27 protein-coding genes are annotated in these 26,507 nt (G+C 64.6%); 5 read left to right on the top strand and 22 right to left on the bottom strand.

Annotated elements, in window-relative coordinates; genetic code table 11:
* Positions 1-145 precede the first annotated feature (145 nt).
* Positions 146-1,963 carry a glutamine--fructose-6-phosphate transaminase (isomerizing) gene (gene glmS / locus GL279_RS09385; protein WP_155064366.1) on the bottom strand — a complete coding sequence of 606 codons (1,818 nt, stop codon included), beginning with the start codon at positions 1,961-1,963 and terminating at the stop codon, positions 146-148.
* A 1-nt stretch (position 1,964) separates the two neighbouring features.
* Positions 1,965-3,305, bottom strand: a complete 1,341-nt coding sequence (gene glmU, locus GL279_RS09380; RefSeq protein WP_155064365.1) for a bifunctional UDP-N-acetylglucosamine diphosphorylase/glucosamine-1-phosphate N-acetyltransferase GlmU — start codon at positions 3,303-3,305, stop codon at positions 1,965-1,967.
* A 103-nt stretch (positions 3,306-3,408) separates the two neighbouring features.
* Between glmU and GL279_RS09375 the strand changes: the two genes are divergently transcribed.
* Positions 3,409-4,086 (top strand): HAD-IA family hydrolase, encoded by a 678-nt coding sequence (locus GL279_RS09375; RefSeq protein ID WP_155064364.1) that lies wholly within the window; start codon positions 3,409-3,411, stop codon positions 4,084-4,086.
* 58 nt (positions 4,087-4,144) lie between these two features.
* Here GL279_RS09375 and bfr read toward each other — a convergent pair whose 3' ends face one another.
* Complete coding sequence (gene bfr, locus GL279_RS09370; RefSeq protein ID WP_155064363.1) at positions 4,145-4,630, bottom strand: bacterioferritin; 486 nt, start codon at positions 4,628-4,630, stop codon at positions 4,145-4,147.
* Positions 4,578-4,868, bottom strand: coding sequence for a (2Fe-2S)-binding protein (locus GL279_RS09365; protein WP_155064362.1), 291 nt, complete (start codon positions 4,866-4,868; stop codon positions 4,578-4,580). The genes bfr and GL279_RS09365 overlap by 53 nt, the downstream gene beginning before the upstream one ends.
* A gap of 144 nt (positions 4,869-5,012) precedes the next feature.
* Between GL279_RS09365 and queA the strand changes: the two genes are divergently transcribed.
* From queA to lpdA, 4 genes are all read left to right on the top strand, one after another.
* A complete protein-coding gene (gene queA / locus GL279_RS09360; RefSeq protein WP_155064361.1) occupies positions 5,013-6,059 on the top strand; it encodes a tRNA preQ1(34) S-adenosylmethionine ribosyltransferase-isomerase QueA in 1,047 nt (348 codons plus the stop codon).
* Positions 6,060-6,070: 11 nt separating this feature from the next.
* Positions 6,071-7,318, top strand: coding sequence for an MFS transporter (locus tag GL279_RS09355; protein WP_155064360.1), 1,248 nt, complete (start codon positions 6,071-6,073; stop codon positions 7,316-7,318).
* Positions 7,319-7,388: 70 nt separating this feature from the next.
* Positions 7,389-7,973: a DUF924 family protein gene (locus GL279_RS09350; RefSeq protein WP_155064359.1), complete on the top strand. Its 585-nt coding sequence runs from the start codon at positions 7,389-7,391 to the stop codon at positions 7,971-7,973.
* A gap of 45 nt (positions 7,974-8,018) precedes the next feature.
* Positions 8,019-9,410, top strand: a complete 1,392-nt coding sequence (lpdA, locus tag GL279_RS09345; protein WP_155064358.1) for a dihydrolipoyl dehydrogenase — start codon at positions 8,019-8,021, stop codon at positions 9,408-9,410.
* Positions 9,411-9,524: 114 nt separating this feature from the next.
* Here the strand turns inward: lpdA and GL279_RS09340 are convergent, their stop codons facing one another.
* From GL279_RS09340 to GL279_RS09255, 18 genes are all read right to left on the bottom strand, one after another.
* Complete coding sequence (locus tag GL279_RS09340) at positions 9,525-10,289, bottom strand: amino acid ABC transporter ATP-binding protein (RefSeq protein ID WP_155064357.1); 765 nt, start codon at positions 10,287-10,289, stop codon at positions 9,525-9,527.
* 10 nt (positions 10,290-10,299) lie between these two features.
* Positions 10,300-11,751, bottom strand: a complete 1,452-nt coding sequence (locus GL279_RS09335) for an amino acid ABC transporter permease (protein WP_155064356.1) — start codon at positions 11,749-11,751, stop codon at positions 10,300-10,302.
* A gap of 1 nt (position 11,752) precedes the next feature.
* Positions 11,753-13,006, bottom strand: a complete 1,254-nt coding sequence (locus GL279_RS09330; protein ID WP_155064355.1) for an amino acid ABC transporter permease — start codon at positions 13,004-13,006, stop codon at positions 11,753-11,755.
* Positions 13,007-13,111: 105 nt separating this feature from the next.
* The gene (locus GL279_RS09325) at positions 13,112-14,137 is read right to left on the bottom strand and encodes an amino acid ABC transporter substrate-binding protein (protein WP_155064354.1); all 1,026 of its coding nucleotides are present in this window, start codon (positions 14,135-14,137) and stop codon (positions 13,112-13,114) included.
* A gap of 146 nt (positions 14,138-14,283) precedes the next feature.
* Complete coding sequence (locus GL279_RS09320; RefSeq protein ID WP_155064353.1) at positions 14,284-14,997, bottom strand: ATP12 family chaperone protein; 714 nt, start codon at positions 14,995-14,997, stop codon at positions 14,284-14,286.
* Complete coding sequence (locus GL279_RS09315; RefSeq protein WP_155064352.1) at positions 14,994-15,668, bottom strand: HAD-IA family hydrolase; 675 nt, start codon at positions 15,666-15,668, stop codon at positions 14,994-14,996. Before GL279_RS09315 ends, GL279_RS09320 begins: the two co-directional genes overlap by 4 nt.
* Positions 15,668-16,711 (bottom strand): RluA family pseudouridine synthase, encoded by a 1,044-nt coding sequence (locus tag GL279_RS09310; RefSeq protein ID WP_155064351.1) that lies wholly within the window; start codon positions 16,709-16,711, stop codon positions 15,668-15,670. Before GL279_RS09310 ends, GL279_RS09315 begins: the two co-directional genes overlap by 1 nt.
* Before the next feature lie 40 nt (positions 16,712-16,751).
* Positions 16,752-18,077, bottom strand: a complete 1,326-nt coding sequence (locus GL279_RS09305; protein WP_155064350.1) for a replication-associated recombination protein A — start codon at positions 18,075-18,077, stop codon at positions 16,752-16,754.
* Between the two features lie 320 nt (positions 18,078-18,397).
* Positions 18,398-18,988, bottom strand: coding sequence for an acyl-homoserine-lactone synthase (locus GL279_RS09300; RefSeq protein ID WP_155064349.1), 591 nt, complete (start codon positions 18,986-18,988; stop codon positions 18,398-18,400).
* A 63-nt stretch (positions 18,989-19,051) separates the two neighbouring features.
* A complete protein-coding gene (locus tag GL279_RS09295; RefSeq protein ID WP_155064348.1) occupies positions 19,052-19,663 on the bottom strand; it encodes an autoinducer binding domain-containing protein in 612 nt (203 codons plus the stop codon).
* A 355-nt stretch (positions 19,664-20,018) separates the two neighbouring features.
* Positions 20,019-20,432 (bottom strand): 50S ribosomal protein L17, encoded by a 414-nt coding sequence (rplQ, locus tag GL279_RS09290; protein WP_155064347.1) that lies wholly within the window; start codon positions 20,430-20,432, stop codon positions 20,019-20,021.
* 157 nt (positions 20,433-20,589) lie between these two features.
* On the bottom strand, positions 20,590-21,606 hold the full coding sequence (locus GL279_RS09285) for a DNA-directed RNA polymerase subunit alpha (RefSeq protein ID WP_155064346.1): 1,017 nt from the start codon (positions 21,604-21,606) through the stop codon (positions 20,590-20,592).
* A gap of 121 nt (positions 21,607-21,727) precedes the next feature.
* On the bottom strand, positions 21,728-22,117 hold the full coding sequence (rpsK, locus tag GL279_RS09280; protein ID WP_155064345.1) for a 30S ribosomal protein S11: 390 nt from the start codon (positions 22,115-22,117) through the stop codon (positions 21,728-21,730).
* A 12-nt stretch (positions 22,118-22,129) separates the two neighbouring features.
* Positions 22,130-22,498 carry a 30S ribosomal protein S13 gene (gene rpsM, locus GL279_RS09275; RefSeq protein WP_343039761.1) on the bottom strand — a complete coding sequence of 123 codons (369 nt, stop codon included), beginning with the start codon at positions 22,496-22,498 and terminating at the stop codon, positions 22,130-22,132.
* Positions 22,499-22,652: 154 nt separating this feature from the next.
* Positions 22,653-23,315 carry an adenylate kinase gene (locus GL279_RS09270; protein ID WP_155064344.1) on the bottom strand — a complete coding sequence of 221 codons (663 nt, stop codon included), beginning with the start codon at positions 23,313-23,315 and terminating at the stop codon, positions 22,653-22,655.
* A gap of 36 nt (positions 23,316-23,351) precedes the next feature.
* Positions 23,352-24,722 carry a preprotein translocase subunit SecY gene (secY, locus tag GL279_RS09265; RefSeq protein ID WP_155064343.1) on the bottom strand — a complete coding sequence of 457 codons (1,371 nt, stop codon included), beginning with the start codon at positions 24,720-24,722 and terminating at the stop codon, positions 23,352-23,354.
* A gap of 103 nt (positions 24,723-24,825) precedes the next feature.
* Positions 24,826-25,311: a 50S ribosomal protein L15 gene (gene rplO / locus GL279_RS09260; protein WP_155064342.1), complete on the bottom strand. Its 486-nt coding sequence runs from the start codon at positions 25,309-25,311 to the stop codon at positions 24,826-24,828.
* A 153-nt stretch (positions 25,312-25,464) separates the two neighbouring features.
* Positions 25,465-26,472, bottom strand: a complete 1,008-nt coding sequence (locus GL279_RS09255) for an acyltransferase family protein (RefSeq protein WP_170293944.1) — start codon at positions 26,470-26,472, stop codon at positions 25,465-25,467.
* Between the last annotated feature and the right edge of the window lie 35 nt (positions 26,473-26,507).

Genomic DNA, 26,507 nt, shown 5'->3' with positions numbered 1-26,507 from the left:
AAGCCCTCGAAGAAGGCCCACTCATCGTCGGATATCAGGTTGCGCGCCAAGCCCATCTCCCAAGCAGAGATGAGCTTGAATCATAGGACGACTGCCAACGGAACCCCTTTTGTCAACACGGCCTAGGAAGGGGGAGCGCCCCCGGCTATTCGACCGTCACCGATTTCGCCAGATTGCGCGGCTGGTCCACATCCGTGCCCTTGGCGACGGCGGTATGGTAGGCCAGATATTGCATCGGCACGGCGTAAAGCACCGGCTGGAACAGGCCACCGCCGGTCGGCATGTTCAGGCTGGCATGAACGCCATGGCCACCGCGCGCGACCCCCTCGGCATCCGAGATCAGCAGCACCTGCCCGTGCCGGGCCATCACCTCTTGCATGTTCGAGACGGTCTTTTCGAACAGCGCATCGCGCGGCGCCAGCACGACCACCGGCACATTGCGGTCGATCAGGGCGATGGGCCCGTGCTTCAGCTCGCCCGAGGCATAGCCTTCGGCATGGATATAGCTCAACTCCTTGAGCTTCAGCGCGCCTTCGAGCGCGACCGGATAAAGCGGCCCACGCCCCAGATACAGCACATCCTGCGCCTCGGAGAGCCAGCCGGCCATACGGCGGCATTCGTCGCTGACCGCCAGGGCCTGATTCATCAGCCCCGGCAACGCGCGCAGGTCGTCCAGATGCTGGCGCAACTCGGCATCGCTCAGCCGGCCGCGATCCCGCGCCGCCTTCAGCGCCAGCACCGCCAGGACGGCCAATTGGCAGGTAAAGGCTTTGGACGAGGCCACGCCGACCTCGATCCCCGCCAGCGTCGGCAGGGCGATATCGGCATCGCGTGCGATCGCCGAAGTGCCGACATTGACCACGCCCACGGTCTTGGCGACCTTGCCCCGGGCGTAATGCAGCGCGGCCAGCGTGTCGGCGGTCTCGCCCGACTGGCTGACGAACAGCGCCCAGCTTTTCGGCGACAGCGGCGGCTCGCGGTAGCGGAATTCCGAGGCCACATCCAGATCGCAGGGCAGCCCGGCAAGGCTTTCGAACCAGTAACGCGCGACATGGGCGGCATAATAGGCGGTGCCGCAGCCGACGAGGGTCAGGCGGTCCACATCGCGGAAATCCAGCGATTCCGGCAGCACGATCCGGTCGCCCTTGATGTAATGGCTAAGCGCATCGCCTAGAACCACCGGCTGTTCGGCGATTTCCTTGGCCATGAAATGGCGATAGCCGCCCTTGTCGATCTGGGTGGCGCCAACGTCGATCTGGGCGATCTCGCGATTGGCGGGACGGACGGCTGCGTCGAAGATCTCGGCCCCCGCGCGGCGGATCACGGCGTGATCGCCATCCTCAAGATAGGTGATGCGATCGGTAAAGGGCGCCAGCGCAATTGCGTCCGAGCCCAGGAACATCTCGCCATTGCCATGGCCCAGCGCCAGAGGGCTGCCCCGGCGGGCGGCGATCATCAGATCAGTCTCGCCCTCAAAGAGGAACGCCAGCGCAAAGGCGCCTTCCAGCCGCGACAGCGTCGCCCGCGCCGCCTCGACCGGGTCCATGCCCTGATCCATGTGCCATGCGGTCAACAGCGCGACCGTCTCGGTATCGGTCTGCGATTCCGGGTGCAGGCCCAGCGCAATGACCTCATCGCGCAGCTCGCGGAAATTCTCGATGATGCCATTGTGGACGACGGCGACCGGGCCACGGCGATGCGGATGCGCGTTCACCTCGGTCGCGGCGCCATGCGTGGCCCAGCGGGTGTGGCCGATGCCGCTGTGCCCGGTCAGGGGTTCATGCACCAGCCGGTCGGACAGGTTGACCAGCTTGCCCACCGCCCGACGCCGGGCCAGCTGCCCCGCCGCATCGACGGTGGCAACGCCCGCGCTGTCATAGCCGCGATATTCCAGCCGTTTCAGTGCCTCAACCAGCTGGGGCGCGACTTCGTGATGGCCAAGAATGCCGATGATGCCGCACATGTCAGTTCCCCTTCTTCTGGCGCAGCGCCTGCATCAGGCGCGTGGCAAGGCCGGGCTTGGTCACCTGCTTGGCGCGACCCAGCGCCAGCGCCTCATCCGGCACGTCCTCGGTAATGACAGAGCCCGAGCCGGTCATGGCCCGCGCGCCGACCCGAACCGGGGCCACCAGCATGGTGTCCGAGCCGATGAAGGCATCGGCGCCGATCTGGGTGCGGTGCTTGCTCACGCCGTCGTAATTGCAGGTCACGGTGCCGGCGCCGATATTGGTGCGCTCGCCGATCTGGGCGTCGCCCAGATAGGTCAGGTGGCCCACCTTGACGCCCTCGGCCAGAACCGAATTCTTGATCTCGACGAAGTTGCCGACATGGACATCGCCACCCAGCTCGGCCCCCGGACGCAGCCGGGCAAAGGGGCCGACCGTGGCGCCGGCACTGACATGGCAGCCTTCGAGATGGCAGAAGGGCAGGATCTCGGCTCCGCTTTCCACGGTGACGCCGGGGCCAAAGACCACGTTCTGGCCGATGATCGCATCGCGACCGATGCAGGTGTCCAGCGCAAACCAGACCGTCGCCGGATCGCTCAGCGTCACGCCGTCCTCCAGCGCGCGGGCGCGGGCGCGGGCCTGAAAGGCCGCCTCGGCCTCGGCCAGTTCGGCGCGGGTGTTGATGCCCAGCGTTTCCTCTTCGTCGCAGGTCACCACCTCGACCCGCCGCCCCTGCGCGCGGGCCAGCGCCACCACATCGGTCAGGTAGTATTCCCCCGAGGCATTCTGGTTGCCCAGACGCGGCAGGATATCACGCAACAGATCCGCGTCGGCGGCCATCACGCCCGAGTTCACCAGCCGGATCGCGCGCGTCGCGGCATCGGCATCCTTGAACTCGACGATCCGCTCCAACCCCTCGGGCCCGGTCACGAGGCGACCGTAACGCCCCGGATCGGCAGCCTCGAAGCCCAGCACCACCACATCCGCCGGATGGCTGGCCAGCGCCAGCAGCGTGTCCTCGCCGATAAAGGGCGTATCGCCGTAAAGCACGATCACCCGGCCCTGAAAGTCCTGCAAGAGCGGCATTGCCTGCAAAACGGCATGGCCGGTGCCAAGCTGTTCCTCTTGCAGGGCGATCTGCGCGTCGGGCTCGAGCTTGGCCACGGCCTTGCGGACCTGATCCGCGCCATGCCCCGCCACGACGACGATCTGCGCAGGCTCCAGCGCGCGCCCCACGGCCAGCGCATGTCCGACCAGAGGCACGGCGGCCAGACGGTGCAGCACCTTGGGCAAATCGGACTGCATCCGGCTGCCCTGCCCGGCTGCCAGAACGATAAGGGCTGCGGGATTGTCCGTCATCTCTGCCTCTTGTCTGTTTTATCTCTTGTCTGCGCGTTCTACCTAGGGGGCAGCATCGGGGGAAGGCCCCGGCGGATCAAACATCTTGACGGAAGGTTACAGCATGGCGGGAACGGTGGTCTTTGATCTGGACGGGACGCTGGCCGACACTTCGGGCGACCTGATCGCGGCGGCCAATGCCTGCTTTCAGGCGCGCGGTCTGGGCGATCTGCTGCATCCGGTCGATGACGCGCTGATCGCGTTCCACGGCGGGCGAGCGATGCTGCGCGCGGGCTATGGCCGCATCGGCGCCGATACGCTGCTGCCGCCCGGCGCCGAGGACGAGGATTATCCGCGCCTGCTGGAATTCTATGGTCAGGACATCGCCCGCCACACCCGGCTTTATCCCGGCACCGAGGCGGCCTTGGACCGGCTGGCGGGCGACGGCCACCGGCTGGCCGTCTGCACCAACAAGCCCGAGGCGCTGGCCGAGGTGCTGTTGCGTGAATTGGGCATCCGCGACCGCTTTGCCGCCATGATCGGTGCCGACACGCTGCCGGTGCGCAAGCCCGACCCCCGCCCCTATCAGGCCGCCGTCACGGGCGCGGGCGGCACGGTCGCGCAATCCTTTCTGGTCGGCGACACCGAGACCGACCGCAAGACGGCTGCCGCCGCAGGCGTGCCGGTGGCGCTGGTGGCCTTTGGCCCCGAGGGCGAGGCGCTGTCGCGGCTGGCCCCCGAGGCGATGCTGGCGCATTTCGACGACCTGCCAAAGCTGGCCGCCGCATGGCTGGGCTGCTGAACGCTGGACATGAAAAAGGGGGCCGCAGGGCCCCCTGATCCGGTCAGTTCCGGCTGGTTCACTCGGCTTCGCTGGCCGGTTTGGCGTTGAGATGGCCATAGTTCTGGGCGCCGATGCTTTCGTAAAGATCGAGCTGGGTTTCCAGAAAATCGATATGGCCTTCCTCGTCGGCGATCAGATCCTCGAACAGGTCCTTGCTGACGTAATCCTTGACCGAATCGCAATAGTCGCGCGCCTCGATGTAAAGGGTACGGGCGTCATGCTCGGCCGCCAGATCGGATTCCAGCGTTTCCTTGAGGTTCTGGCCGATGCGCAGCGGGTCCAGCTTTTGCAGGTTCGGATGGCCCTCCAGAAAGATGATTCGCTGGATCAGGCGGTCGGCGTGATGCATCTCTTCGATCGACTCGGCGCGCGACTTGTCGGCAATCTTGCCGAAACCCCAGTCGTCCTGCAGCCGGTAGTGAAGCCAGTATTGGCTGACGGCAGTCAGTTCAGACCGCAGCGCCGCGTTGAGATACTCGATGACTTTGGCGTCGCCCTTCATGACTTGCTCCTATGCGCTTGGCTCTCAGACCCCGAAGTACGGGGGGCACGGCCAAACTATCGCATTCGCGCATGGTGTCTAGAAACAAAGGCATACAGCCGCCGCAATCGGCGCGCTTGCCAAGGGCGTGATAGATCTTGCCCGGGGTGATGATGGTTTCCGGGTCCGACGCGCGCATCCAATCCACCGCGGCACGGATGTCGTGGTCCGAGATCTGGGTGCAATGGCAGATGATCATGGCTCACCTCGGGTTGTCGTCGAAACCTACCAAATCGGTCAGAAAAGTAAAGCCGAGTTTTTCCCTAACCTATCGCAACGACCTTACGCCGCGGCCTGTCAGCAATGCTTGATTCTCGGGCGCGCCGGGGCCAGATACCCGGCCATGAAACTGGATGATTTCGACTTTCACCTGCCCGAAGCGCTGATCGCCACGCGCCCCGCCCGCCCCCGCAGCGCCGCGCGGCTGCTGCTGGCTCAGGGTGACGAGACGCGCGACCTGCATGTCGGCGATCTGCCCGACCTGCTGGGTCCGGGCGACCTGCTGGTTCTGAACGATACCAAGGTGATACCGGCCCGGCTGAGCGGCCAGCGCACCCGGACGACGCCACAGGGCGAGGCGGTGGCCGGGATCGAGGTCACCTTGCTGGAACCCGTGGCGCAGGGCTGGAAGGCGCTGGCGAAACCGCTGCGCAAGCTGAAACCGGGCGAGACCATCCGCTTTGGCGAGGCGCTGTCGGCCGAGGTGGTCGAGATCGCCGATGCGGCGCTGATCCTGCGCTTTGACGCGACGGGCGAGGCGTTCGACGCGGCGCTGGCTCAGGTCGGCGCCATGCCCCTGCCCCCCTATATCGCGGCGCTGCGTGCGCCCGACGAATCGGACCGGCAGGATTACCAGACGGTCTGGGCGCGCAATTCGGGCGCGGTGGCCGCCCCGACCGCCAGCCTGCATTTCGACGCGCCGCTGCTGGAACGCCTGCGCGCGCGCGGCGTCGAATTCGTTCATGTCACGCTGCATGTCGGCGCCGGCACCTTCCTGCCCGTCAAGGTCGAGGACGTGACCACGCACAAAATGCATGGCGAATGGGGCGAGGTCACCGCCGAGGCGGCCGAGGCGATCAACCGCACGCATGCGGCTGGCGGGCGCGTGATCCCGGTCGGCACCACCGCACTGCGCCTGATCGAATCAGCGGCCGATACGGCCGGTCAGGTGCAACCTTTCAGCGGCGTCACCGAAATCTTCATCTATCCCGGCTATCGTTTCCGGATAACCGACGCGCTGATGACGAATTTCCACCTTCCGAAGTCGACTTTGCTCATGCTCGTCTCGGCACTGATGGGGCAGGATCGGGTTCGCCGGCTCTATCGCCACGCGGTCGACTCGGGCTATCGCTTTTTCAGCTACGGCGATGCGTCGCTGCTGATCCCGTAAAGGAACTGATCATGTCGACGGTGCTGCGCACCACCTGGCCCCTGCTTCTGGGCATCCTGCTGCTGATGGTCGGGAACGGGATGCAGGGCACCCTGCTGGGCATCCGGGGCAAGATCGAGGGCATCCACACCGAACAGATGTCGGTGGTCATGGCCTCGTATTTCGGCGGCTTCCTGCTGGGGTCGCGCACCGTGCCGGGCATGATCCAGAAGGTCGGCCATGTCCGGGTCTTTGCCGCGCTGGGGTCGGTGATCTCGTCGCTGCTGATTCTCTATGCCGTCGCCCCCGACTGGCGGATCTGGTCGCTGGAGCGGCTGATGATCGGTTTCTGCTTCTCGGGCGTCTATATCACCGCCGAAAGCTGGCTGAACGCCAGCGCCACCAACGAAACCCGCGGGCAGGCGCTGTCGGCCTATATGATCGTGCAGATGCTGGGCATCATCGGCGCGCAGCTTCTGATGAACACCGCCGATCCGGCCGGCTATCTGCTGTTCGTGATCCCCTCGGTTCTGGTCAGCTTTGCCTTTCTGCCGATCCTGCTGTCGACGCAGCCGGCGCCGCAATTCGCCACCATCCAGCGCATGAGCTTTGCGACGCTGTTCCGCGTCTCGCCTCTGGGCTGCATCGGGATCTTCCTGATGGGCGGTGTATTCTCGGCGATCTTCGGCATGGCCTCGGTCTGGGGGTCTGCCAAGGGGCTCAGCGTCGGCCAGATCTCGGCCTTCGTCGCGGCAATCTATGTCGGCGGGCTGGTGCTGCAATATCCGATCGGCTGGCTGTCGGACCACAGCGACCGGCGCATGATCGTGCTGGGCCTTGCGGTGCTGGGCTTTGCCGCCTGCGGCATCACGCTGGCGGTCAAGCCGGGCATCTGGGGTCTGCTCGCCACCGCCGCGATCATCGGCGGCGTCGCGAACCCGGTCTATTCGCTGCTTCTGGCCTATACCAACGACTTTCTCGAAGCCAAGGACATGGCGGCGGCCTCGGCGGGGCTGTTGTTCATCAACGGCGTCGGCGCGATGACCGGCCCGCTGATCACCGGCAAGCTGATGTCGATGATGGGGCCGGACGGGTTCTGGGCCTATATCGGCGCGCTTCTGCTGCTGCTCGCGCTCTATGCCGGTTGGCGTCGCACCCGCCGGCCAACCCCGGCGCAGGATCAGAACTTTGCCGTCATCGCCCCCTCGGCCACCCCGATCGCGGTCGAGGCGGCGCTGGAAACCGCCGGGTCGGATGATCCCGCGCGACCGGCCGGCTGAGCACCGGCGGGGCTTGCGGCCCCCGCCCGGCTCTGCAACCATCCCTCCGACATAAGGAGGAGACAGCGCCATGAGCGAGCCAACCGCCACCCCGGCCCAGATCACCCGCTTTTGGCTGGACGAGGTCGGCCCCGATGGCTGGTATCTGGCCTCGGAGGCACTGGACCAGACGATCCGCGACCGTTTCCTGACCAGCTGGCAACAGGCCGAGTCCCTTGCCCCCACCTGGACCGATACGCCCGAAGGCGCGCTGGCGGCGCTGATCCTGACCGATCAGTTTCCCCGCAACATGTTCCGGGGCGACATCCGCGCCTTTGCCACCGATGCGCTGGCGCTGCGCCTTGCCGATCAGGCGGTGGCCGCCGGCCATGACCTGCGCATCGACCCGCCGGCCCGGCAGTTCTTTTACCTGCCCTTCGAACACAGCGAAAACCTCGATGACCAGAACCGCGGGGTCGAACTGTTTTCCCAATTCATGCCCGGCGAGAATGAACGTCACGCCATCCTGCACCGCGACACCATCGCCCGCTTTGGCCGCTTTCCATGGCGCAATGCTGCTCTGGGCCGCACCCCGACCGAAGCCGAGGACCGGGTGATGCAGGCCGGCGGCTATGGCGCGCTGGTGTCGGGCAAGCTGTCGCTTGCCGACCTCTGAGAAATGATTTAACGCTGAACTAGTTTTTGCGAGAGGGGGAATTCCATGGCGCAATCCTTCGACATGGTGGTGATCGGTTCCGGCCCGGGCGGCTATGTCTGCGCCATTCGAGGGGCCCAGCTGGGCCTCAAGGTCGCGGTGATCGAACGCGAACATCTGGGCGGTATCTGCCTGAACTGGGGCTGTATCCCCACCAAGGCGCTGCTGCGCTCGGCCGAGGTGTTCCACCTCATGCACCGCGCCAAGGAATTCGGCCTTTCGGTCGAAAAGGCCGGCTATGATCTGGGCGCGGTCGTGCAGCGCTCGCGCGGCGTGGCCAAGCAACTGGCCGGCGGCGTCGGTCACCTGCTGAAGAAAAACAAGGTCACCGTGATTATGGGCGAGGCGACGCTGACCGCGCCCGGCAAGCTCTCGGTCAAGACCGACAAGGGCAGCGAAGACGTCACCGGCAAGGCCATCGTTCTGGCCACCGGCGCCCGCGCCCGCAACCTGCCCGGCCTTGAAGCCGACGGCGATCTGGTCTGGAACTACAAGCACGCGCTGCAGCCGCCGCGGACGCCGAAAAAGCTGCTGGTCATCGGCTCGGGCGCCATCGGCATCGAATTCGCCAGCTTCTTCAACACGCTCGGCGCAGACACCACGGTTGTCGAGGTGATGGACCGCGTGCTGCCGGTCGAAGATGCGGAAATCTCGGCCCTGGCGAAAAAGCAGTTCGTCAAACAGGGCATGAAGATCATCGAAAAGGCCACGGTCAAGAAACTGGACCGCGCCCCCGGCAAGGTCACCGCCCATATCGAGAAGGACGGCAAGACCGAGACGCAGGAATTCGACACGGTCATCTCGGCCGTGGGCATCGTCGGCAATGTGGAAAACCTTGGGCTCGAGAAGCTGGGCGTCAAGCTTGACCGCACCCATGTCGTCACCGACGAATATTGCCGCACCGGAGTCGACGGGCTCTACGCCATCGGCGACGTGGCCGGCGCGCCCTGGCTTGCCCACAAGGCCAGCCACGAAGGCGTCATGGTGGCCGAGCTGATCGCCGGTCAGCATCCCCACCCGATCAAGCCGAACTCGATCCCGGGCTGCACCTATTGCAACCCGCAAGTCGCCTCTGTCGGCCTGACCGAGGAAAAGGCGAAAGCCGCAGGCTACGACATCAAGGTCGGCCGCTTCCCCTTCATCGGCAACGGCAAGGCCATCGCCCTTGGCGAACCCGAAGGTCTGGTCAAAACCATCTTCGATGCCAAAACCGGCGAGCTTCTGGGCGCCCATATGGTCGGCGCCGAGGTGACCGAGCTGATCCAAGGCTATGTCGTCGGCCGCACCCTCGAAACCACCGAGGCCGAGCTGATGGAGACGGTCTTCCCGCACCCGACGCTCAGTGAGATGATGCATGAATCGGTACTCTCGGCCTATGGCCGCGCGATCCACTTCTGATCGCGATCTACCGAAATGACCAAGGGGGCCCAACCGGCCCCCTTTTTCTTTCGTGGGAAAATATCCCGCGGGGGAAGCCGCCGCAGGCGGATGGGGGGCGCGCAGCCCCCCTCTTCAATGCCCAAGGATCTGCGACAGGAACAGCTTGGTCCGCTCGCTCTGCGGGTTGTTGAAGAACTCCCTCGGGGTGTTCTGCTCGACGATCTGCCCCTGATCCATAAAGATCACCCGATGCGCCACCGCTTGCGCAAAGCCCATCTCATGGGTGACGCACAGCATGGTCATGCCCTCCTCGGCCAGCTCGATCATCGTGTCCAGAACCTCCTTGATCATCTCGGGGTCGAGCGCCGAGGTCGGCTCATCGAACAGCATGATGCGCGGCTTCATGCACAGCGAGCGCGCAATGGCCACCCGCTGCTGCTGCCCGCCCGACAGCTGACCGGGATATTTATGCGCCTGATCGGGGATCTTGACCTTGGTCAGGAAATGCATGGCCGTCTCTTCGGCCTGCCTCTTGGGGATCTTGCGCACCCAGATCGGAGCCAGCGTGCAGTTTTCCAGAATGGTCAGATGCGGGAACAGGTTGAAATGCTGGAACACCATCCCGACTTCGGAGCGCACCTTGTCGATGTTCTTCAGGTCATTGGTCAGTTCGGTGCCATCGACGACAATCCGGCCCGCCTGATGTTCCTCCAGCCGGTTGATGCAGCGGATCAGCGTCGATTTCCCCGAGCCCGAGGGGCCGGCGATGACGATCCGCTCGCCGCGCGACACGGTCAGGTCGACGTCGCGCAGCACGTGAAAGGTGCCATACCATTTGTTCAGCTTGCTGATCTCGATGGCCGGGCCGCCCAGCTGCGATTGGGTCTGCGTTTGCATGTGCTGCTCCTCAGCGATGGTCGCGCTTCAGCCGGCGTTCCAGATACATGGAGTAACGCGACATGCCGAAGCAGAGGATGAAGAAGATCGAGCCGACAAAGATATAGGGCTCCCAATAGGCGCCCTTCCATTCAAAGCTCGCGCGGATCGTGTCGGCCATGGCCTTCAGCGGATCGAACAGGCCCACGAACACGACCAGCGTGGTGTCCTTGAACATGCCGATGAAGGTCGAGACGATGCCGGGGATGGAGATCTTCAGCGCCTGCGGCAGGATGATCAGCCGCTGCGCCTTCCAGTAATCCAGTCCCAGCGCATCAGCAGCCTCGTATTGGCCCTTGGGCAGCGCCGCCAGCCCGCCGCGGATCACCTCGGCCATATAGGCCGAAGCAAACAGCGTCACCATGATGATGACCCGCAGGATGATGTCGAAATTCGTCCCCGGCGGCAGGAAATAGTTCAGCAGCAGCGAGGCCACGAACAGCAGCGTGATCAGCGGCACGCCCCGGATGAACTCGATGAACATCACGGCAAACATCTTGACCACCGGCAGGTCCGAGCGCCGCGCCAAGGCAAGGATCACCCCCAACGGCAGCGACATGGCGATGCCGGATACGCCGATGGTGATCGACAGCACGAAGCCGCCGAACTGGTCCGAGGATACCGGCTGCAAACGCAGGGGCAGCGCCGCCGCCAGCGCCTGCGCCACCCAGCCCGACAGCAAAAGCCACCAGACCGCCGCCGCGAGCACCGCCAGCGCAAAGGCCAGCATCCCAAGCCGCGACAGCGCCCGCCAGACCAGATAGCCGATGACAAAACCGGCCAGCGCCATCGCCGGCGACCACAGACTGCCGCCCCACAGCAGCCAGACCGCGACAAAGGGATAAAGACAGCTTGCCAGCAGCGCCCAACCCGGACGCAGCTCGATCAGCGCCACCCAGGCCAGCATGGCCAAAGCCATCAGCACCAGCGCCATCCCCGGCGCGCCAAGGATTTGCGCGATGACGAATGTCAGCACCACCGCCAGCGCCATCACCCTGCGGCTTGCGCTGCGGCTTTCGGAAAACAGCACCGGCGCCAGCGCCAGAAACAGCATGCCAAAGGCCAGCACCGGCCGCCAATACAGCGCCGAGGGGTAAAAGCCAAAGACGAACTGGTTCCAGCGGTTCTTGATCAGCGCCAGACAGGCGCCCGAGGCATCGGGGCCCCAAGTCGCGGCGATGATCTTGCGGCATTCGGCCATGCTGCCGGCATTCCACACCGAATGCGACAGCCAGGGCCAGATCGTGCTGGCCACCAGCCACAGGACGCCGAAGCCCACGAGGGTCAGCAGGATGTTCAGCGGGCCCGAGAACAGGTTCTCGCGCAACCAGCGGATGGCGCCGGCCTGCGCCGCCGGCGGCGGCTCGGGCGGCAACATGCTGTCACGAACAAAGGAGACGGTTTGGGCATGTGTATCGCTCATGTCACCGCTCCTTCAGCTTGACGCGGCTGTTGAAGATGTTCATCCCGCCCGAAATCAGCAGGCTGAGCAGCAGATAGATGCCCATCAGCAGCACCATGCACTCCATCTCGCGGCCGGTCTGGTTCAGCGTCGTGCCGCCCAGCGTGCCGCGCAGATCCATGAAGCCCACGGCGATGGCCAGCGAGCTGTTCTTGGTCAGGTTCAGATATTGCGAGATCAGCGGCGGGATGATCACCCGCAGCGCCTGCGGCAGGATCACCAGCGACATCGTCCGGCCCGGGCGCAGGCCCAAAGCGGCGGCGGCCTCGGACTGACCGCGGCTGACCGACAGGATACCGGCGCGCACGATCTCGGCAATAAAGGCGCCGGTATACAGCGTCAGCGCCAGCCACAGCACCACGAAACTGTTCGACAGGTTGATACCGCCGACAAAGTTGAAGCCGCGCATGACCGGTGCGATCAGATGCAGGCCGAAATGCCATGTCAGCAGCGCCAGCGGCACCAGAAGGATCGCCAGATTGATCCACCATGTCGTCGGGCGCCGGCCGGTTTCATCCTGCAGGCGCTTGGCGCGGCGCAGCACGAAATACCGGATGGTCAGGGCAGCGATGATCGCCACGGCATAGGCGACAAAGGCCCAGCTTATCCCCTCGCGCCCCAAAGCGATGGTGCCGGGCGGGTTGGTCATGCCCAGCGTCGGAATGGCGGTATAGCGGTTGGTGGGGGCGATCAGGTCGAAAAACAGCATGCCCGCCTGCGGATTGTCGCCGCGATAGGCGTTGGGCGGCGGCATGATCTCGGTGAATATCGCCAGAATCACCAGAATCCACAGCAGCAGCGGGATATTGCGGAACACCTCGACATAGACCGTCATCAGCCGCGCGATCAGCCAGTTCGAGGACAGGCGCAGCACGCCCACCACCACGCCCAGCACCGTGGCCGAGATGCAGCCCAGGATCGACACCTGCAAGGTATTCAGCAGCCCCACCACCAGCGCGCGCAGATGCGTGTCGTCCGAATTATAGGGGATCAGCTGCTGCGGAATGTCATAGCCCGCGCGCCGGAACAGGAAATCAAAGCTGAAGGTCTTGCCCATGATGGCAAGGTTGCGCAGCGTGTTGTCGACCAGCCAGCCGGCGACAAGCATGACCAGGATAAAGACGACCGCCTGAATGGTCAGCGAACGATAGCGCCGATCATAGACAAGCATCGACAGTCGGAAAGGTGGTTTGACCACCCCCGGATAATCCACCATTTTTGAACCCCCTGAAAGCCGGCGGCGGGTCTTGTGCCCTGTTAACTGGCCGGTCTTGAAAAAAGAGCGGGCGACCCAAAGGCCGCCCGTCCCGAGGAGTGCCGATCAGCGGAACGGCATCGCATACATCAGACCACCCTGGGTCCATTGCGCGTTCAGCCCGCGCGCCAGACCGATCGGGGTCTGCTCGCCGATGGTGGCGGCAAAGATCTCGCCATAGTTGCCGCCGGCCTTGATGGCGCGCTTGGCCCATTCGGCATCCAGCCCGATCATCTTGCCCAGATCGTCGGTGGTGCCCAGCAGGCGCTGCACCTCGGGGTTGGTCGAGGATTTCGCCAGCTCATCGATATTGGCCGAGGTCACACCATATTCCTCGGCCGCGATCAGCGCAAACAGCGTCCAGCGCGCGATGTCGCCCCAGTTGTTGTCGCCATGACGCACCGCCGGCCCCAGCGGCTCTTTCGAGATGATCTCGGGCAGGATGATGTGGTTTTCGGGATCGGCAAAGCTGGCGCGGGTCGCAGCCAGACCCGAGGCGTCGGTGGTATAGGCGTCGCAGGCCTTGGCCATATACTGCTGTTCGCCCTCGGCATTGCTGTCGATGTTGACCGGCTGATAGGTCATGCCATTGGCCTTGAAGTAATCGGCCAGGTTCAGCTCGGTCGTGGTGCCGGTCTGGATGCAGACGGTGGCGCCGTCCAATTCCTTGGCCGAGCTCACGCCCAGATCCTTGCGCACCATGAAGCCCTGACCGTCGTAATAGTTGACGCCGACGAAATCCAGCTTGAGGTCGGTGTCGCGCTGGAAGGTCCAGGTCGAGTTGCGCGCCAGAATGTCCACCTCGCCCGAGCTGAGCGCGGTGAACCGGGTCTGGCCGGTTGTGGGAACGAACTTGATCTTGGTCGGGTCGCCCAGCACGGCGGCGGCGACCGCCTTGCAATAGGCGATGTCAAAGCCCGACCAGTTGCCATTCGCATCAGGCGCCGCAAAGCCGATCAGGCCGGTGTTCACCCCGCAGTTCAGCACGCCGCGGGCTTTGACCTCTTTCAGCGTGTCGCCTTCGGCGGCAAGGGCGCCGGTGGCCGCAAGGGCCATGGCCGCGACCGTGCCGAAGAATGCAAATTTCTTCATGGAGTTCCTCTCTGCTGTTCGTTGGCCCCCTGCGGGACCTTGTCGACGCCGGGTCGCAAGCCCCCTTGGCGGCAAGGAGCCCTTATGCCCCCATAAGCGGCATTGTGCCCAAGCAGGAACAGGCGTCAAGGAATAAGCCGAAGGGACTAGGCCTGCCGACTAAGCCGCCAAAGCCGGTCGGCATCGCGCATCGCCTGCAACCTTGCGGCGGCGGCGGCATCGGCATCCTCGTCGCGCCCCCAGCGATCCGACTGAAATTCTTCGTCAATCCGCGACAGGGCATAGGCCTCGTCAACGCTCAACCGGCCGCGCAGCACCGCCAGCCCAAGGATCAGCGAGCCGGGCAGCGTGACCAGATCATGCAGCGCCGTCAGCCCCAGAGGGTCAAGTGCCCCGACCTCTGCACGCAATTTCAGCAGGGATGAGTCGGCCTGCGCCACCGGCAGCACGCCCTGGGTGACGCGCAGCGGCGCCCCCAGCGTGGTCGCGGCCCAATCCACCAGCGGATCCCAGCCGGCGGCCTGCGCCTCGACCAATGCATCGGGTGCCTCGGCGCGATAGCACAGCAGATCGGTGCCGCCGTAATCGGCCAGCATATCGGCCACGGCCTCGAATTGCGGCGTCACCCGCTCCAGCGCGGAATTGGCGGCGCGGGTCAAGGGCATCTTGTTCGGGTCGATCACATCGGCCGGCGCGTCCCATTCCGCAGCGACCGCCTCGGCCAATGCCCGGGTCGGCAGGGTCAGCGCCAGCTTTCCGGGCGTGCGCAACGGACGGTCGTCCAGCATGATCTCCCAGCCGCCGTCGCAGGGCCGGACCGAGGCCGCCTTCCAGAACCGCCGTGCCTTCCACTCGCTCATGCCATCTGCTCCTGTGCCATCCAGCCCATCAGCGCCTCGGTCAGCGCCGGGTAATCGGGGGCGACCAGCCGGGCGCCAGCCTGGTGCAACACCTCGGGCGGGTGATAGCCCCAATCGACGCCGAACCCGGCGACGCCCGCCGCCCGTGCCATGTCCATGTCGAAACTGGTGTCGCCGATCATCGCCGTGCGCGTGGCCAGGGCCCCGGTTTCGGACAACGCCGAATGGATCATCGCCGGGCTGGGTTTCGAGGGGTGCCCGTCCGCCGATTGTCGGGTCACGAAATGCCCCTGCAAGCCATGCGCATCCAGCACCGCCATCAGCCCGCGCATCGGCTTGCCGGTGGCGATGCCCAGAAACACATCCTCACGCGACAAAAGCGCATCCAGACAATCGCGCGCGCCGGGATAAAGCGCCGGATGGTGGCCTGCGGCGCGCAAGCGGATAAAGGCCTCGCGATAGCCGGTGACGACGCGGTCCTGCATCTCGGCGCTGGCGCCGGGCAGCAGTTCGGCCACGGCGACCGGCAGCGACAGGCCGACGATGGTCAGGATCTGCGCCGGGTCCATCTCGGGCAGGCCGGCCATCTGCATCGCCCGGTTCATGGATTGCGTGATCTCGACCCGGCTGTCGATCAGCGTGCCATCCATGTCGAACAGGATCAGATGCATCAGGCCTCCTCGAACGGGTCTTCCGGCACGTCATTCTCGGACCAGCCAAGCGTCTGCCAGGTGCGGACCATATGGTCGGGCAAAGGCGCGGTGATGGTGATCAGCTTCTTGGTGATCGGATGCTCAAAGCAGATCATCCGGGCGTGCAGATGCAGCTTGCGGCTGATCTCGCCGCCCAGCTGCGCGCCCCAGCCATCGCCAAGGTTTTCCTGACCCGAACCGCCGTATTTGCCGTCGCCGACGATCGGATGTCCGGTTTCGGCCATATGCGCGCGCAGTTGGTGCGTGCGGCCGGTGATCGGGACCATCGCCACCCAGGCGACCCGACCGCCCAAGGCAGAAAGCACTGCGTAATCGGTATGGGCGCGCTTGGCGCCCTCGGTCGTGGCGACCTCGGCGGGCAGCACGGCCATCATCTTTTCGCCCTCGCCGCCGCGACCACGACCCGGCGCCTTGACGAGGCCATATTTGATCGAGCCCATGCGCGGATGCGGCACGCCCGCCACCGCCGCCCAATAGATCTTGCGCGTCAGCCGGTGCCGGAACGCCTCGCTCAGCGCGCGCGCGATCCGGTCGGTGCGCGCCAGCAGCAGTACGCCCGAGGTGTCCTTGTCCAGCCGGTGCACCAGCTTCGGGCGGTCCTTGTAGCCAAACATCAGCGCCTCGGTCAGCCCGTCGACATGCCGGTCGCCCTGCCCCGAGCCGCCCTGCGACGGCAGCCCCGGCGGCTTGTTCAGCGCGATGATATGCTCGTCTCGCCACAGGACGCAGGACTGGATCATCTCGGCATCGGACGGCTTGACGCGCGGCTTGGCCGCTGGCGCCGGCGCGGTCCCGTCGGGGATCGGCGGCACACGCACCTCTTGCCCCGGCTCGATCCGGGTGTTGGCCTTGACGCGGCCGCCATCGACGCGCAGCTGGCCGGTGCGGCACATCTTTTCGACGGCCCCCTGCGTCAGCTGCGGAAAATGCTTCTTCAGCCAGCGGTCAAGGCGCTGCTCGCCCTCGTCGCCGGTCACGCGGATCATCTGCACGCCGCTCATGCCGGCAGCCCCTTGCCGCCGCGAGTCACTTCAAAATTCATCATGTCTTGCCCTCTGAGCGCCGCTTCTGGCGCAGCCCGGCGAACCATTCAACGCGCTTTTTCAGATCGCGCTCGAAACCGCGCTCGACCGGCAGGTAAAGCACGGGGCGTTTCATGCCCTCGGGGAAATAATCCTGACCCGAGAACGCGTCCTCGGCATCGTGGTCGTATTGATAGCCCGCGCCATAGCCCTGATCCTTCATCAGCCCGGTCGGCGCGTTCAGAATATGCGCCGGCGGCATCTGGCTGCCCGATTGGCGTGCCAGCGCCCGCGCGCCCTTGTAGGCGGCATAGCCCGCATTGGATTTCGGCGCCAGCGCCAGATAGATCACCGCCTGCGCCAACGCGAGTTCACCCTCGGGGCTGCCAAGGCGCTCATAAAGCGCCCAGGCGTCCAGGCAATGCCGCTGCGCCGCCGGGTCGGCCAGACCGATATCCTCGACCGCCATACGGGTGATGCGGCGCGCCAGATAGCGCGGATCCTCGCCGCCCTCCAGCATGCGGGAAAACCAGTAAAGCGCCGCGTCGGGATCGCTGCCGCGCACGGATTTATGCAGGGCCGAGATCAGGTTGTAATGCTCATCGCCCGACTTGTCGTATTTCGCCGCCCGCCGCATCAGGCGCTGCGCCAGCTGGTCGGTGGTCAGCTTGTCCTTGACCTTCCACGCCATCACCTGCTCGATCAGGTTCAGGGCGGCGCGGCCGTCGCCATCGGCCATCTCCAGCAAGCGCTCGCGCGCCTCGCCGGTCAGGGGCAGCGCGCGGCCCGCCTCGTGCTCGGCGCGCTGCGCCAAGAGCTCCAGATCGGCCAGCGACAGGCGCTCCAGCACGATGACCTGCGCGCGCGACAACAGCGCGGCGTTCAGTTCAAAGCTGGGGTTCTCGGTGGTGGCGCCGACCAGAACGATGGTGCCATCCTCCATCAGCGGGAGGAAACTGTCCTGCTGCGCCTTGTTGAAGCGGTGGATCTCGTCAACGAACAGCAGCGTACCGCGGCCCTGCTGACGGCGCAGGCGGGCGGCCTCGAACACCTTGCGCAGTTCGGGCACGCCGGAAAAGATCGCCGAGATCTGCACGAAGGCCAGATCGGTCTGCTGTGCCAGCAGGCGGGCAATGGTGGTCTTGCCGACACCCGGCGGCCCCCAGAGGATCAGCGAAGACAGGCTGCCCGAACCGAGCATCGCGCCCAGCGGTCCCTCGGGGCCCAGCACCTTGCCCTGCCCCACGACATCGGCCAGCCGGGCCGGCCGGATGCGGTCGGCCAGCGGACGGTTCGCGTCGGGCAGCGGGGCGCCCGTGGGCGCAGGGTCGAAGAGATCAGCCATAAGATCCGCAGTCTAAGCCGGCAGCCCCGGCGGGGAAAGGCCCCACGACAGCGCCGCCACGGCACCGACGCCCGCGATCCCTTGGGCGCGGCGCTGAGGATATCAGGATGCGCGCCCGGCGCCGAGTCGCGCCTTGGGCGGGTGGCCATGAACGGGCTCGCAGATCGCCGGCGCCAGCGGCAGCGCGCGACAGACGCCCGTTTCCGGGCCTGACAGCGCCTGCACAAGCCTCGGGGGCGTCATCACATCGCTAGCGGCTTGCCGGACTGCGGCGGCGGCACGGCAATGGCCGGCCGCCCGCCGCATCCTCGCAAGGTGCATCAGTGCATCTTGGTCGCGAGGTTGATCGAGACGCATTGGAAATAGCCGTCGTCGATCCAGATCACCGGACCCATCGCCTGCGCGTCCAGACCGCAGGGTTTCAGCCAGCGCGGCCAGGTCGAGGCCACGAGGCAGACCAGCCGCGTCGCCCCCAGCGCGCGCGCCGAGTTGCTCATTTCCTGGACCAGCGCCAGCTGCACCCGGCGACGCTCACGCTGCGGGATCGTGTGATCCACGAACAGTCGGCTTGCTTCCCAGGTGCCGGGCTCGACCGGGGCCGGACCGTCCAGAAGATTCTGGGGGATCGAGCCGCCAAGCAGGTCCAATTGGGCATCACGGATCATATAGGAATACATGCCACATTTCGCGGTCGACGGCGTCAGCCGCACCCCTGCCAGAACCTGACCCCGCTCGTGGATCGCGACCCAGCGGCTCATCGGGGTGTCGTATTGGTCGAACTCCATGTCATCCGTCTGGGGCAGATCCCAGCGTTTCTGGATGATGAAGCTTTGCTTCCGCGCGCGGAAGATATTGGCAAACAGCTCGCCGTGGTTGTGGAGGTTGGCGAACGAAAGGGTGGTGGTCTGCATGGTAGTCTCCTGGGGTTGTGGTGGGTGGTGGCCCCCAGGTTGAACCGCACGCAGGCGGACCGTTTAAAGCAAGCGGTAGTCCTTAGCCCGTTGCAGCGCCTCGGCAGTCGTACGCGCCATGAGACGTTCGCGCGCCGAAATGAGACGTGCCTTGAATGCGCTCTCCGTTATACCAAGTTTGGCAGCCGCTGCTGCATGACGATCGCCCTCTGCGATACACCGAAGGGCCTCTTGTTGAGCCTTGGTCAGGCTCTCCGGCGGCTCGGTGATGTCATGGAGCCGACGTGTGATTGCCGAGATCACCTCGATCTCGTCATCCGTGAATTCCCTCTTGTCGTGCGCAAAGGCCGCGATCGTCCGAGACTTGATGGGGCCGTGAGCAACGACCAAGCCGTAATGCAGCCCGTGGTCGGCGGCATCCTGCAGGATCGAGAAAGGATCTGGAATCGGCAGCACGCTCCAGCGGCAGGCACCCGTGATCGAAAACCCCCATGCGATCGTGGGATCGCGCAGGGCATAGGCCCGCTCGGCGTAGCGCAGGACCCATTCCTTGTTGTAGGTCCGAAACTGCATCAAGGGTGCAGCAAAACGGATGTGCAGGCCGACAAAATAGCCGGCCGGTGCAAGCTTCTTCAGCTTGGCGAGTGCTGCATTGATTTCCGCGCGAGACGACATGACGTTTTGGACAGATTGAGATTTCCACGGGTTACAGCCAAAATGGCATGTCACCTAGTCTATTCAAGCGTAACCGGTTTTGCGAGCGGAGTTTTCAGCACCGCTCATGCCTTCGCATCTGTCAACCATGCGACAGACCGCTGTGGTCGCCGGCATGGTTTCCCGGATCGCGCGAGGATTTTCCCCGGCAAATCCAGTGACCTGCATCCATCGATCTCGCCAGGCTGTCCGATCCCTCCTTGGTTGATTCGGAAATTAAATTTCGCGCTCATGTTGCAAAAAGCCCGCAGCCTTTTACAAGACTACGGGCTCGGTTTAACGCGCTAAGCCTAAAAAAGGTTTAACGTTATCAGACTTATTCCGCCGATTCGGCCTCAACGCGGGCGCGATCGGCCGCACCTTTTGCATTCGGGTCACGATCGACCAGCTCGATGATCGCCATCGGAGCCATGTCGCCATAGCGGAAGCCGGCTTTCAGAATGCGGACATAGCCGCCCTGACGGTCCTTGTAGCGGGCACCGAGCACTTCGAACAGCTTGGCGACGTGCTGGTCTTGCTTCAGCTGGGCGTCGGCCTGACGGCGGGCGTGCAGGTCGCCGCGCTTTGCCAGCGTGATCAGTTTTTCAACGATCGGGCGCAGTTCCTTGGCTTTCGGCAGCGTGGTCTTGATCTGCTCGTGCTCGATCAGCGAGCCGGCCATGTTGGCGAACAGCGCTTTGCGGTGTTCGTGGGTACGGTTCAGACGGCGGTAACCGCGGGCGTGACGCATGATAATCTCCTATGACGTCTTTTGCTTTGTCTGGCGGCCCATGCGTGGCGGGCCACTCTCCTTGGGGCAGGATTGCCCAGTCGTTCCGGGGGCGTGCATCAGATGCACCGCGCGTACACAGGCTGTACACCGGGCGTATGCCGCCCCCGGCATTCGATCAGAACTGGTCGTCGAAACGCTTGGCCAGGTCTTCGATGTTCTCCGGCGGCCAGTCCACGACATCCATGCCGAGGTGCAGGCCCATGCCCGAGAGCACTTCCTTGATCTCGTTCAGCGACTTGCGGCCGAAGTTCGGGGTGCGCAGCATCTCGGCTTCGGTTTTCTGGATCAGGTCGCCGATATAGACGATATTGTCGTTCTTGAGGCAGTTGGCCGAACGCACCGACAGCTCCAGCTCGTCCACTTTCTTGAGCAGGCGCGGATCGAATTCCAGACCGTCCTCGGCATCCGAGCGGGTCGCGGCTTCGGGCTCGTCGAAGTTGACGAAGACCGAGAGCTGGTCCTGGATGATGCGCGCGGCATAGGCCACGGCGTCTTCCGGGGTCAGCGAACCGTCGGTTTCGACCTTCATCGTCAGCTTGTCATAGTCCAGCACCTGACCTTCGCGGGTCGGCTGCACTTCGTAGCTGACGCGCTTGACCGGCGAGAAGATCGCGTCGATCGGGATCAGGCCGATGGGCGCATCCTCGGGACGGTTCTTGTCGGCGGCGACATAGCCCTTGCCGTTGGCAACGGTCAGTTCCATGTGCAGCTCGGCGCCGTCGTCGAGATGGCAGATGATGTGGTCGCGGTTCAGGATGGTGATCCCGGCCGTTTCCTGAATGTCGCCGGCCTTGACCTCGCCCGGGCCCTTGGCCGAGAGCGTCAGGCGCTTGGGCGCGTCGACTTCCATTTTCAGCGTCACGCCCTTGAGGTTCAGGACGATGTCGGTCACGTCCTCGCGCACGCCGGGGACGGACGAGAATTCGTGCAGGACGTGGTCGATCTGCACCGAGGTGATGGCCGCGCCTTGCAGCGAGGACAAGAGCACGCGGCGCAGGGCGTTGCCCAGCGTCAGGCCAAAGCCACGCTCCAGCGGTTCCGCAACCACGGTCGCGACGCGCGAGGAATCGGCACCCGGCTTGATTTCCAGCTGGGTGGGCTTGATCAGTTCGGCCCAGTTCTTGTGGATCATGCGTTTTCCTCCATACCTGTTTCCAGCCCATGACCGGTGGCCGGAAACGCCCGAGGTGAAATGCGAAAAATCGCGCCCGCGCAAGACCAGCCTGCACGGAACGCGACAAGATCAAAGCCGATCAGACGCGACGGCGTTTCGGCGGGCGGCAGCCGTTGTGCGCGATCGGGGTCACGTCACGGATGGCCGTGATGTTGAAGCCGACAGCAGCCAGCGCGCGCAGAGCCGATTCGCGGCCCGAGCCGGGGCCTTGAACTTCGACTTCCAGCGAACGGACGCCATGTTCCTGAGCTTTCTTGCCGGCATCTTCAGCGGCCATCTGGGCGGCGTAAGGGGTCGATTTGCGCGAGCCCTTGAAGCCCATGGTGCCAGCCGACGACCACGAAATAGCGTTGCCTTGCACGTCCGAGATCAGGATCTTGGTGTTGTTGAACGAGCTGTTCACATGCGCCACGCCGGTGGCGATGTTTTTGCGCTCTTTGCGCTTGATACGGGTTTTATCGCGTGCCATGTCCGTTCCCCCTTACTTCTTCTTGCCGGCGATGGGCTTCGCCGGGCCCTTGCGGGTGCGGGCATTGGTGTGGGTGCGCTGGCCGCGAACCGGCAGGCCGCGACGGTGGCGCAGGCCGCGATACGAGCCCAGGTCCATCATGCGTTTGATGTTCATCTGAGTTTCGCGACGCAGGTCGCCTTCGACGGTGTAGTTGGCGTCGATGTATTCGCGGATCTTCAGAACTTCGGCATCCGACAGCTCGTTCACGCGGCGGGTCGGCTCGATGCCGACGGCGGTGACGATCTCGTCGGCGAATTTCGGGCCGATCCCGTGGATATAGGTCAGTGCGATCGGGACGCGTTTCCCGGTCGGAATGTTGACGCCAGCAATACGAGCCACGCGTTCTTCCTTTTCAAAGTTGCGGTTCCGTAGCACCGGAACCTTTTTTCACAACCAAAGACCCGAAAGCGTCGCCTTCGGGCCTTCGACGGCCATCCCCGAAAGGATGATTCTCATGCGAGATGCTGCGGATTAAGGGATTCGCCAGCCGAGGTCAAGCCTTGGAGGGCAATTGGTCCAGCACGGCGGCCATCTCGGCGCCGACGGTGTCGATCTCGGCCAGACCATCGACCGAGTGCAGGTTGCCCTTGCACCAGTAATAGCCGATCAGCGGCGAGGTCTTCTTGTAATATTCCATCAACCGGGTCTTGAGGCTGTCGGCATTGTCATCGGCGCGGCGGCGCAGATCGGTCGAGCCGCAGACATCGCAGGTGCCCGCCACCTTGGTCGGCTTGGTGACGTCGTGATAGACCTCGCCGCAATTGCCGCAGGTGAAACGGCCCGAGATGCGGCTGACGAGGGCGGCGTCATCGACGCGCATCTCGATCACGGCATCGACGCGCTGGCCTTCTTCGGCCATCAGCGCCTCAAGCGCGTCGGCTTGCGGCAGGGTGCGCGGGAAGCCATCAAAGATGAAGCCCTTGCCGCCCTGCTCGATCCGCTCGCGGATCAGGCCAATGACGATCTCATCGGTGACCAGCTCGCCCCGGTCCATGACCTCGGCCACGCGCTTGCCCATGTCGGTGCCCGAGCTGCGCGCTTCGCGCAGCATGTCGCCGGTCGAAAGCTGCACGAGCCCGCGCTCTTCGATCAGCCGGCGCGCCTGGGTGCCTTTGCCGGCGCCCGGAGGCCCCAGCAGAATGATGTTGACCGTCATTGTCGTCCCTCACTTGCCCTTGCCGGGCGTTCCCTCTCAGCGCCGCGCGGGTGCCTTGCGGGGCTTGGCGGCCCCGGCCTTGCGCTTGCCACGCAGCTGCGACTTTTCGATCAAACCTTCGTATTGATGCGCAAGCAAGTGGCTTTGCACCTGATTGATCGTATCCATCACAACGCTGACCACGATCAGAACGGAAGTCCCACCAAAGTAGAACGGGATCGCCAGCTGGTGACGGATCACCTCGGGCAGCAGGCAGACGGCCGCCAGATAGGCCGAACCGATGACCAGCACGCGGCTGACGACATAGGTCAGGTAATCCTCGGTCCGCTTGCCCGGCCGGATGCCGGGGATGAAGCCGCCCTGGTTCTTGAGGTTCTCGGCGACGTCATCGGGTTTGAAGCTGACGTTGAAGGTGTAGAAATAGGCGAAGAACACGATCATCGCGCAGAAGAACACCAGATACAGCGGCTGTCCGGGGCCGAAATAGGCCAGAATCGTCGACATGACCGGGCCGGTCTGGTTGCCCGAGAAGGTCGAGATCGTCACCGGCAGCAGCAGCAGCGAGGACGAGAAGATCGCCGGGATGACGCCGGCCGGGTTGACCTTGATCGGCAGGTGCGAGGACTGGCCGTCATAGATCTTCATGCCGACCTGACGGCGGGGATACTGGATGTGGATCTTGCGCAGCGCGCGTTCCATGAACACCACAAAGGCGATCACGGCGGCGACCATCAGAATCACGCCCAGAACCACCGGGGTCGAGATCGCGCCGGTGCGGCCCTGCGCCAGAAACTGCGCCAGATGGCCCGGGATCTCGGCCACGATGCCGACGAAGATGATCAGCGAGATGCCGTTGCCGATGCCGCGCGCGGTGATCTGTTCGCCCAGCCACATCAGGAACATGGTGCCGCCGACCAGCGTGATGACCACCGAGATGCGGAAGAACATGCCCGGCTCATGCGCGAGGTTGCCGTGCTCAAGGCTGACGGCAAGGCCCCAGGCCTGGAACAGCGCCAGCGCCACGGTGGCATAGCGGGTGTATTGGTTGATCTTTTTGCGGCCCTGCTCGCCCTCTTTCTTCAGCTGTTCCAGCGAAGGCACCATCGAGGCCAGAAGCTGCACGATGATCGAGGCCGAGATATAGGGCATGATGCCAAGCGCAAAGACACCCATGCGCCCCAGCGCGCCGCCGGTGAACATCGACAGGATGCCGCCGATGCCCGCTTGCGCGTTGTCCATGAAGTTGCGCAGCGCGGCGCCGTCGATGCCGGGCACCGGGATATAGGTGCCGAGGCGATAGATGATGAGAAGTCCGAGGGTGAACCAGATCCTCTGGCGAAGCTCGCTCGCCTTGCCGAACGCGCCCCAGGAGAGGTTCGCGGCCATCTGTTCTGCGGCTGACGCCATGACATGCCCCTTCGTGGCAGCGCCGCCGGATCGTTTTCCGATCCCGCGGCGCCTAGGAAAACTTGCAAGCTATCTATTGGGCGCGGGCGCGCCCTTCAACAGCTTATTCAGCCGCTGCTTCTTCTTTCGCCACGCGGGTGACGGTGATCTTGCCGCCGACCTTCTCGATGGCCTCGACGGCAGCTTGCGACGCGCCGGCAACGGTCAGGTTCAGCGCGGCGGTCAGCTCGCCCTTGGCCAGCACGCGCACGCCGTCCAGCTTGCGGCGGATGACGCCCGAAGCAACCAGCACGTCCTCGGTCACGTCGGCTTTCGCGTCCAGCTTGCCCGCGTCGATGAAGGCTTGCAGCTGGCCCAGGTTGACCACGGCGAAGTCCAGACGATTCGGCTTGCTGAAGCCGCGCTTCGGCAGGCGGCGATAGAGCGGCATTTGGCCGCCTTCGTAACCGTTCAGCGCGACGCCCGAACGCGAGGTCTGACCCTTGATACCACGGCCAGCGGTTTTACCCTTGCCCGAGCCGGGACCACGAGCAACACGTTTTTTCTTGCGCGAGGCGCCTTCGTTGTCGCGAATTTCATGCAGTTTCATATCGCTTCTCCATAAGCCGGAATCGCCCCATGAAGCGCAAGGGGGCGGACACGGCATTTCTTGCTTGTTGAGTCGGATGCCCGCAGGGGCACCGGCGGCTTTTAGCGACGGGGTGGGCGCAGGTCAAGGATGCTGTCGGCCAGCCCTGCCCTGTCAGCGCTGCGGCGGCGCGCCGGTCAGCACCGGGCCAGAATCGTGGCGCGGGCCCCAGATGCGAAGTGCAAGGCCGGTCAGCGGCTTTTCGACAAGCAGATAGGCCAGCACCCCGGCCAGCAAGCTGGCCGCGACCACCAGAAGCGCCGCCACGCCATCGGGCAGGGCCGGCAGCTTCTTGACGATACGAAAGGCAACCGGAATGGCAAAGACCTGCACCAGATAGATCGAATAAGAAGCAGCGCCGGCCAGTAGCGCCAGCCGGCCGCGTGCCTGCGGCAGCCCGATCAGCCCGGCTACGATCATCGCCGCCGGAATGCCATAGCCGATATGGCGCGGCACCGCCTGCAGCGGCAGATAGGCATGTGCCGCCATGGCAGCAAAGCCCAGCAGGACGAACAGCCAAGGCAGCGGCAGACGCCAGTTGCCGCGCAGGAAAAGCAGCCCGATCAGCATGCCATAGACAAATTCGATCGCGAAAAGCCCGATGAAACCGGCGACGTTCAGCAGTAGCAGGATCGCCAGCACCGGGATCCACGCCAGCCGCAGCGGCAGGACGGCAAAGCCCAGCGAAAACGCGACGTAGAAGATCCATTCATATTCCAGCGTCCAGCCGAGATACAGAACGGGCATCCCGTCTCCGGCCAGCCAGTTCACCATGAAAAGCGACGCAAGCGTCTTGCGCAGGGTAAAGCTGTCGCTGTTGAACAGCTGTGGCATCACCAGCAGCACCCCGGCCAAGAGCAGCGTCAGCGCCCAATACATCGGCAGGATGCGAATGGCGCGCTCGGTCAGAAAGGCCGCGGCCGTGCGGTGCTTGCGCGATTGCGACAGCATCATCACCAGCCCCGAGATGACAAAGAAGATGTCGACACCGCTTTCGCCCCAGATCCCGAAACCCTGAATCAGGCCCGGAGAGATCCCTTCGTTACTTGCGGTCAGGGCGACGTGGAACAGCACCACCATGCTGGCCGCGACAAAGCGCAGGATCTGGATGTTTCCAAGCAATGCAACAAACTCCATGGGCGCAAACAACAAGCCTG

Source organism: Paracoccus limosus, assembly GCF_009711185.1.
Taxonomy (GTDB): domain Bacteria; phylum Pseudomonadota; class Alphaproteobacteria; order Rhodobacterales; family Rhodobacteraceae; genus Paracoccus; species Paracoccus limosus.
The sequence above is the reverse complement of the archived record's forward strand: the minus strand, read 5'-3'. Positions and strand labels throughout refer to the sequence as shown.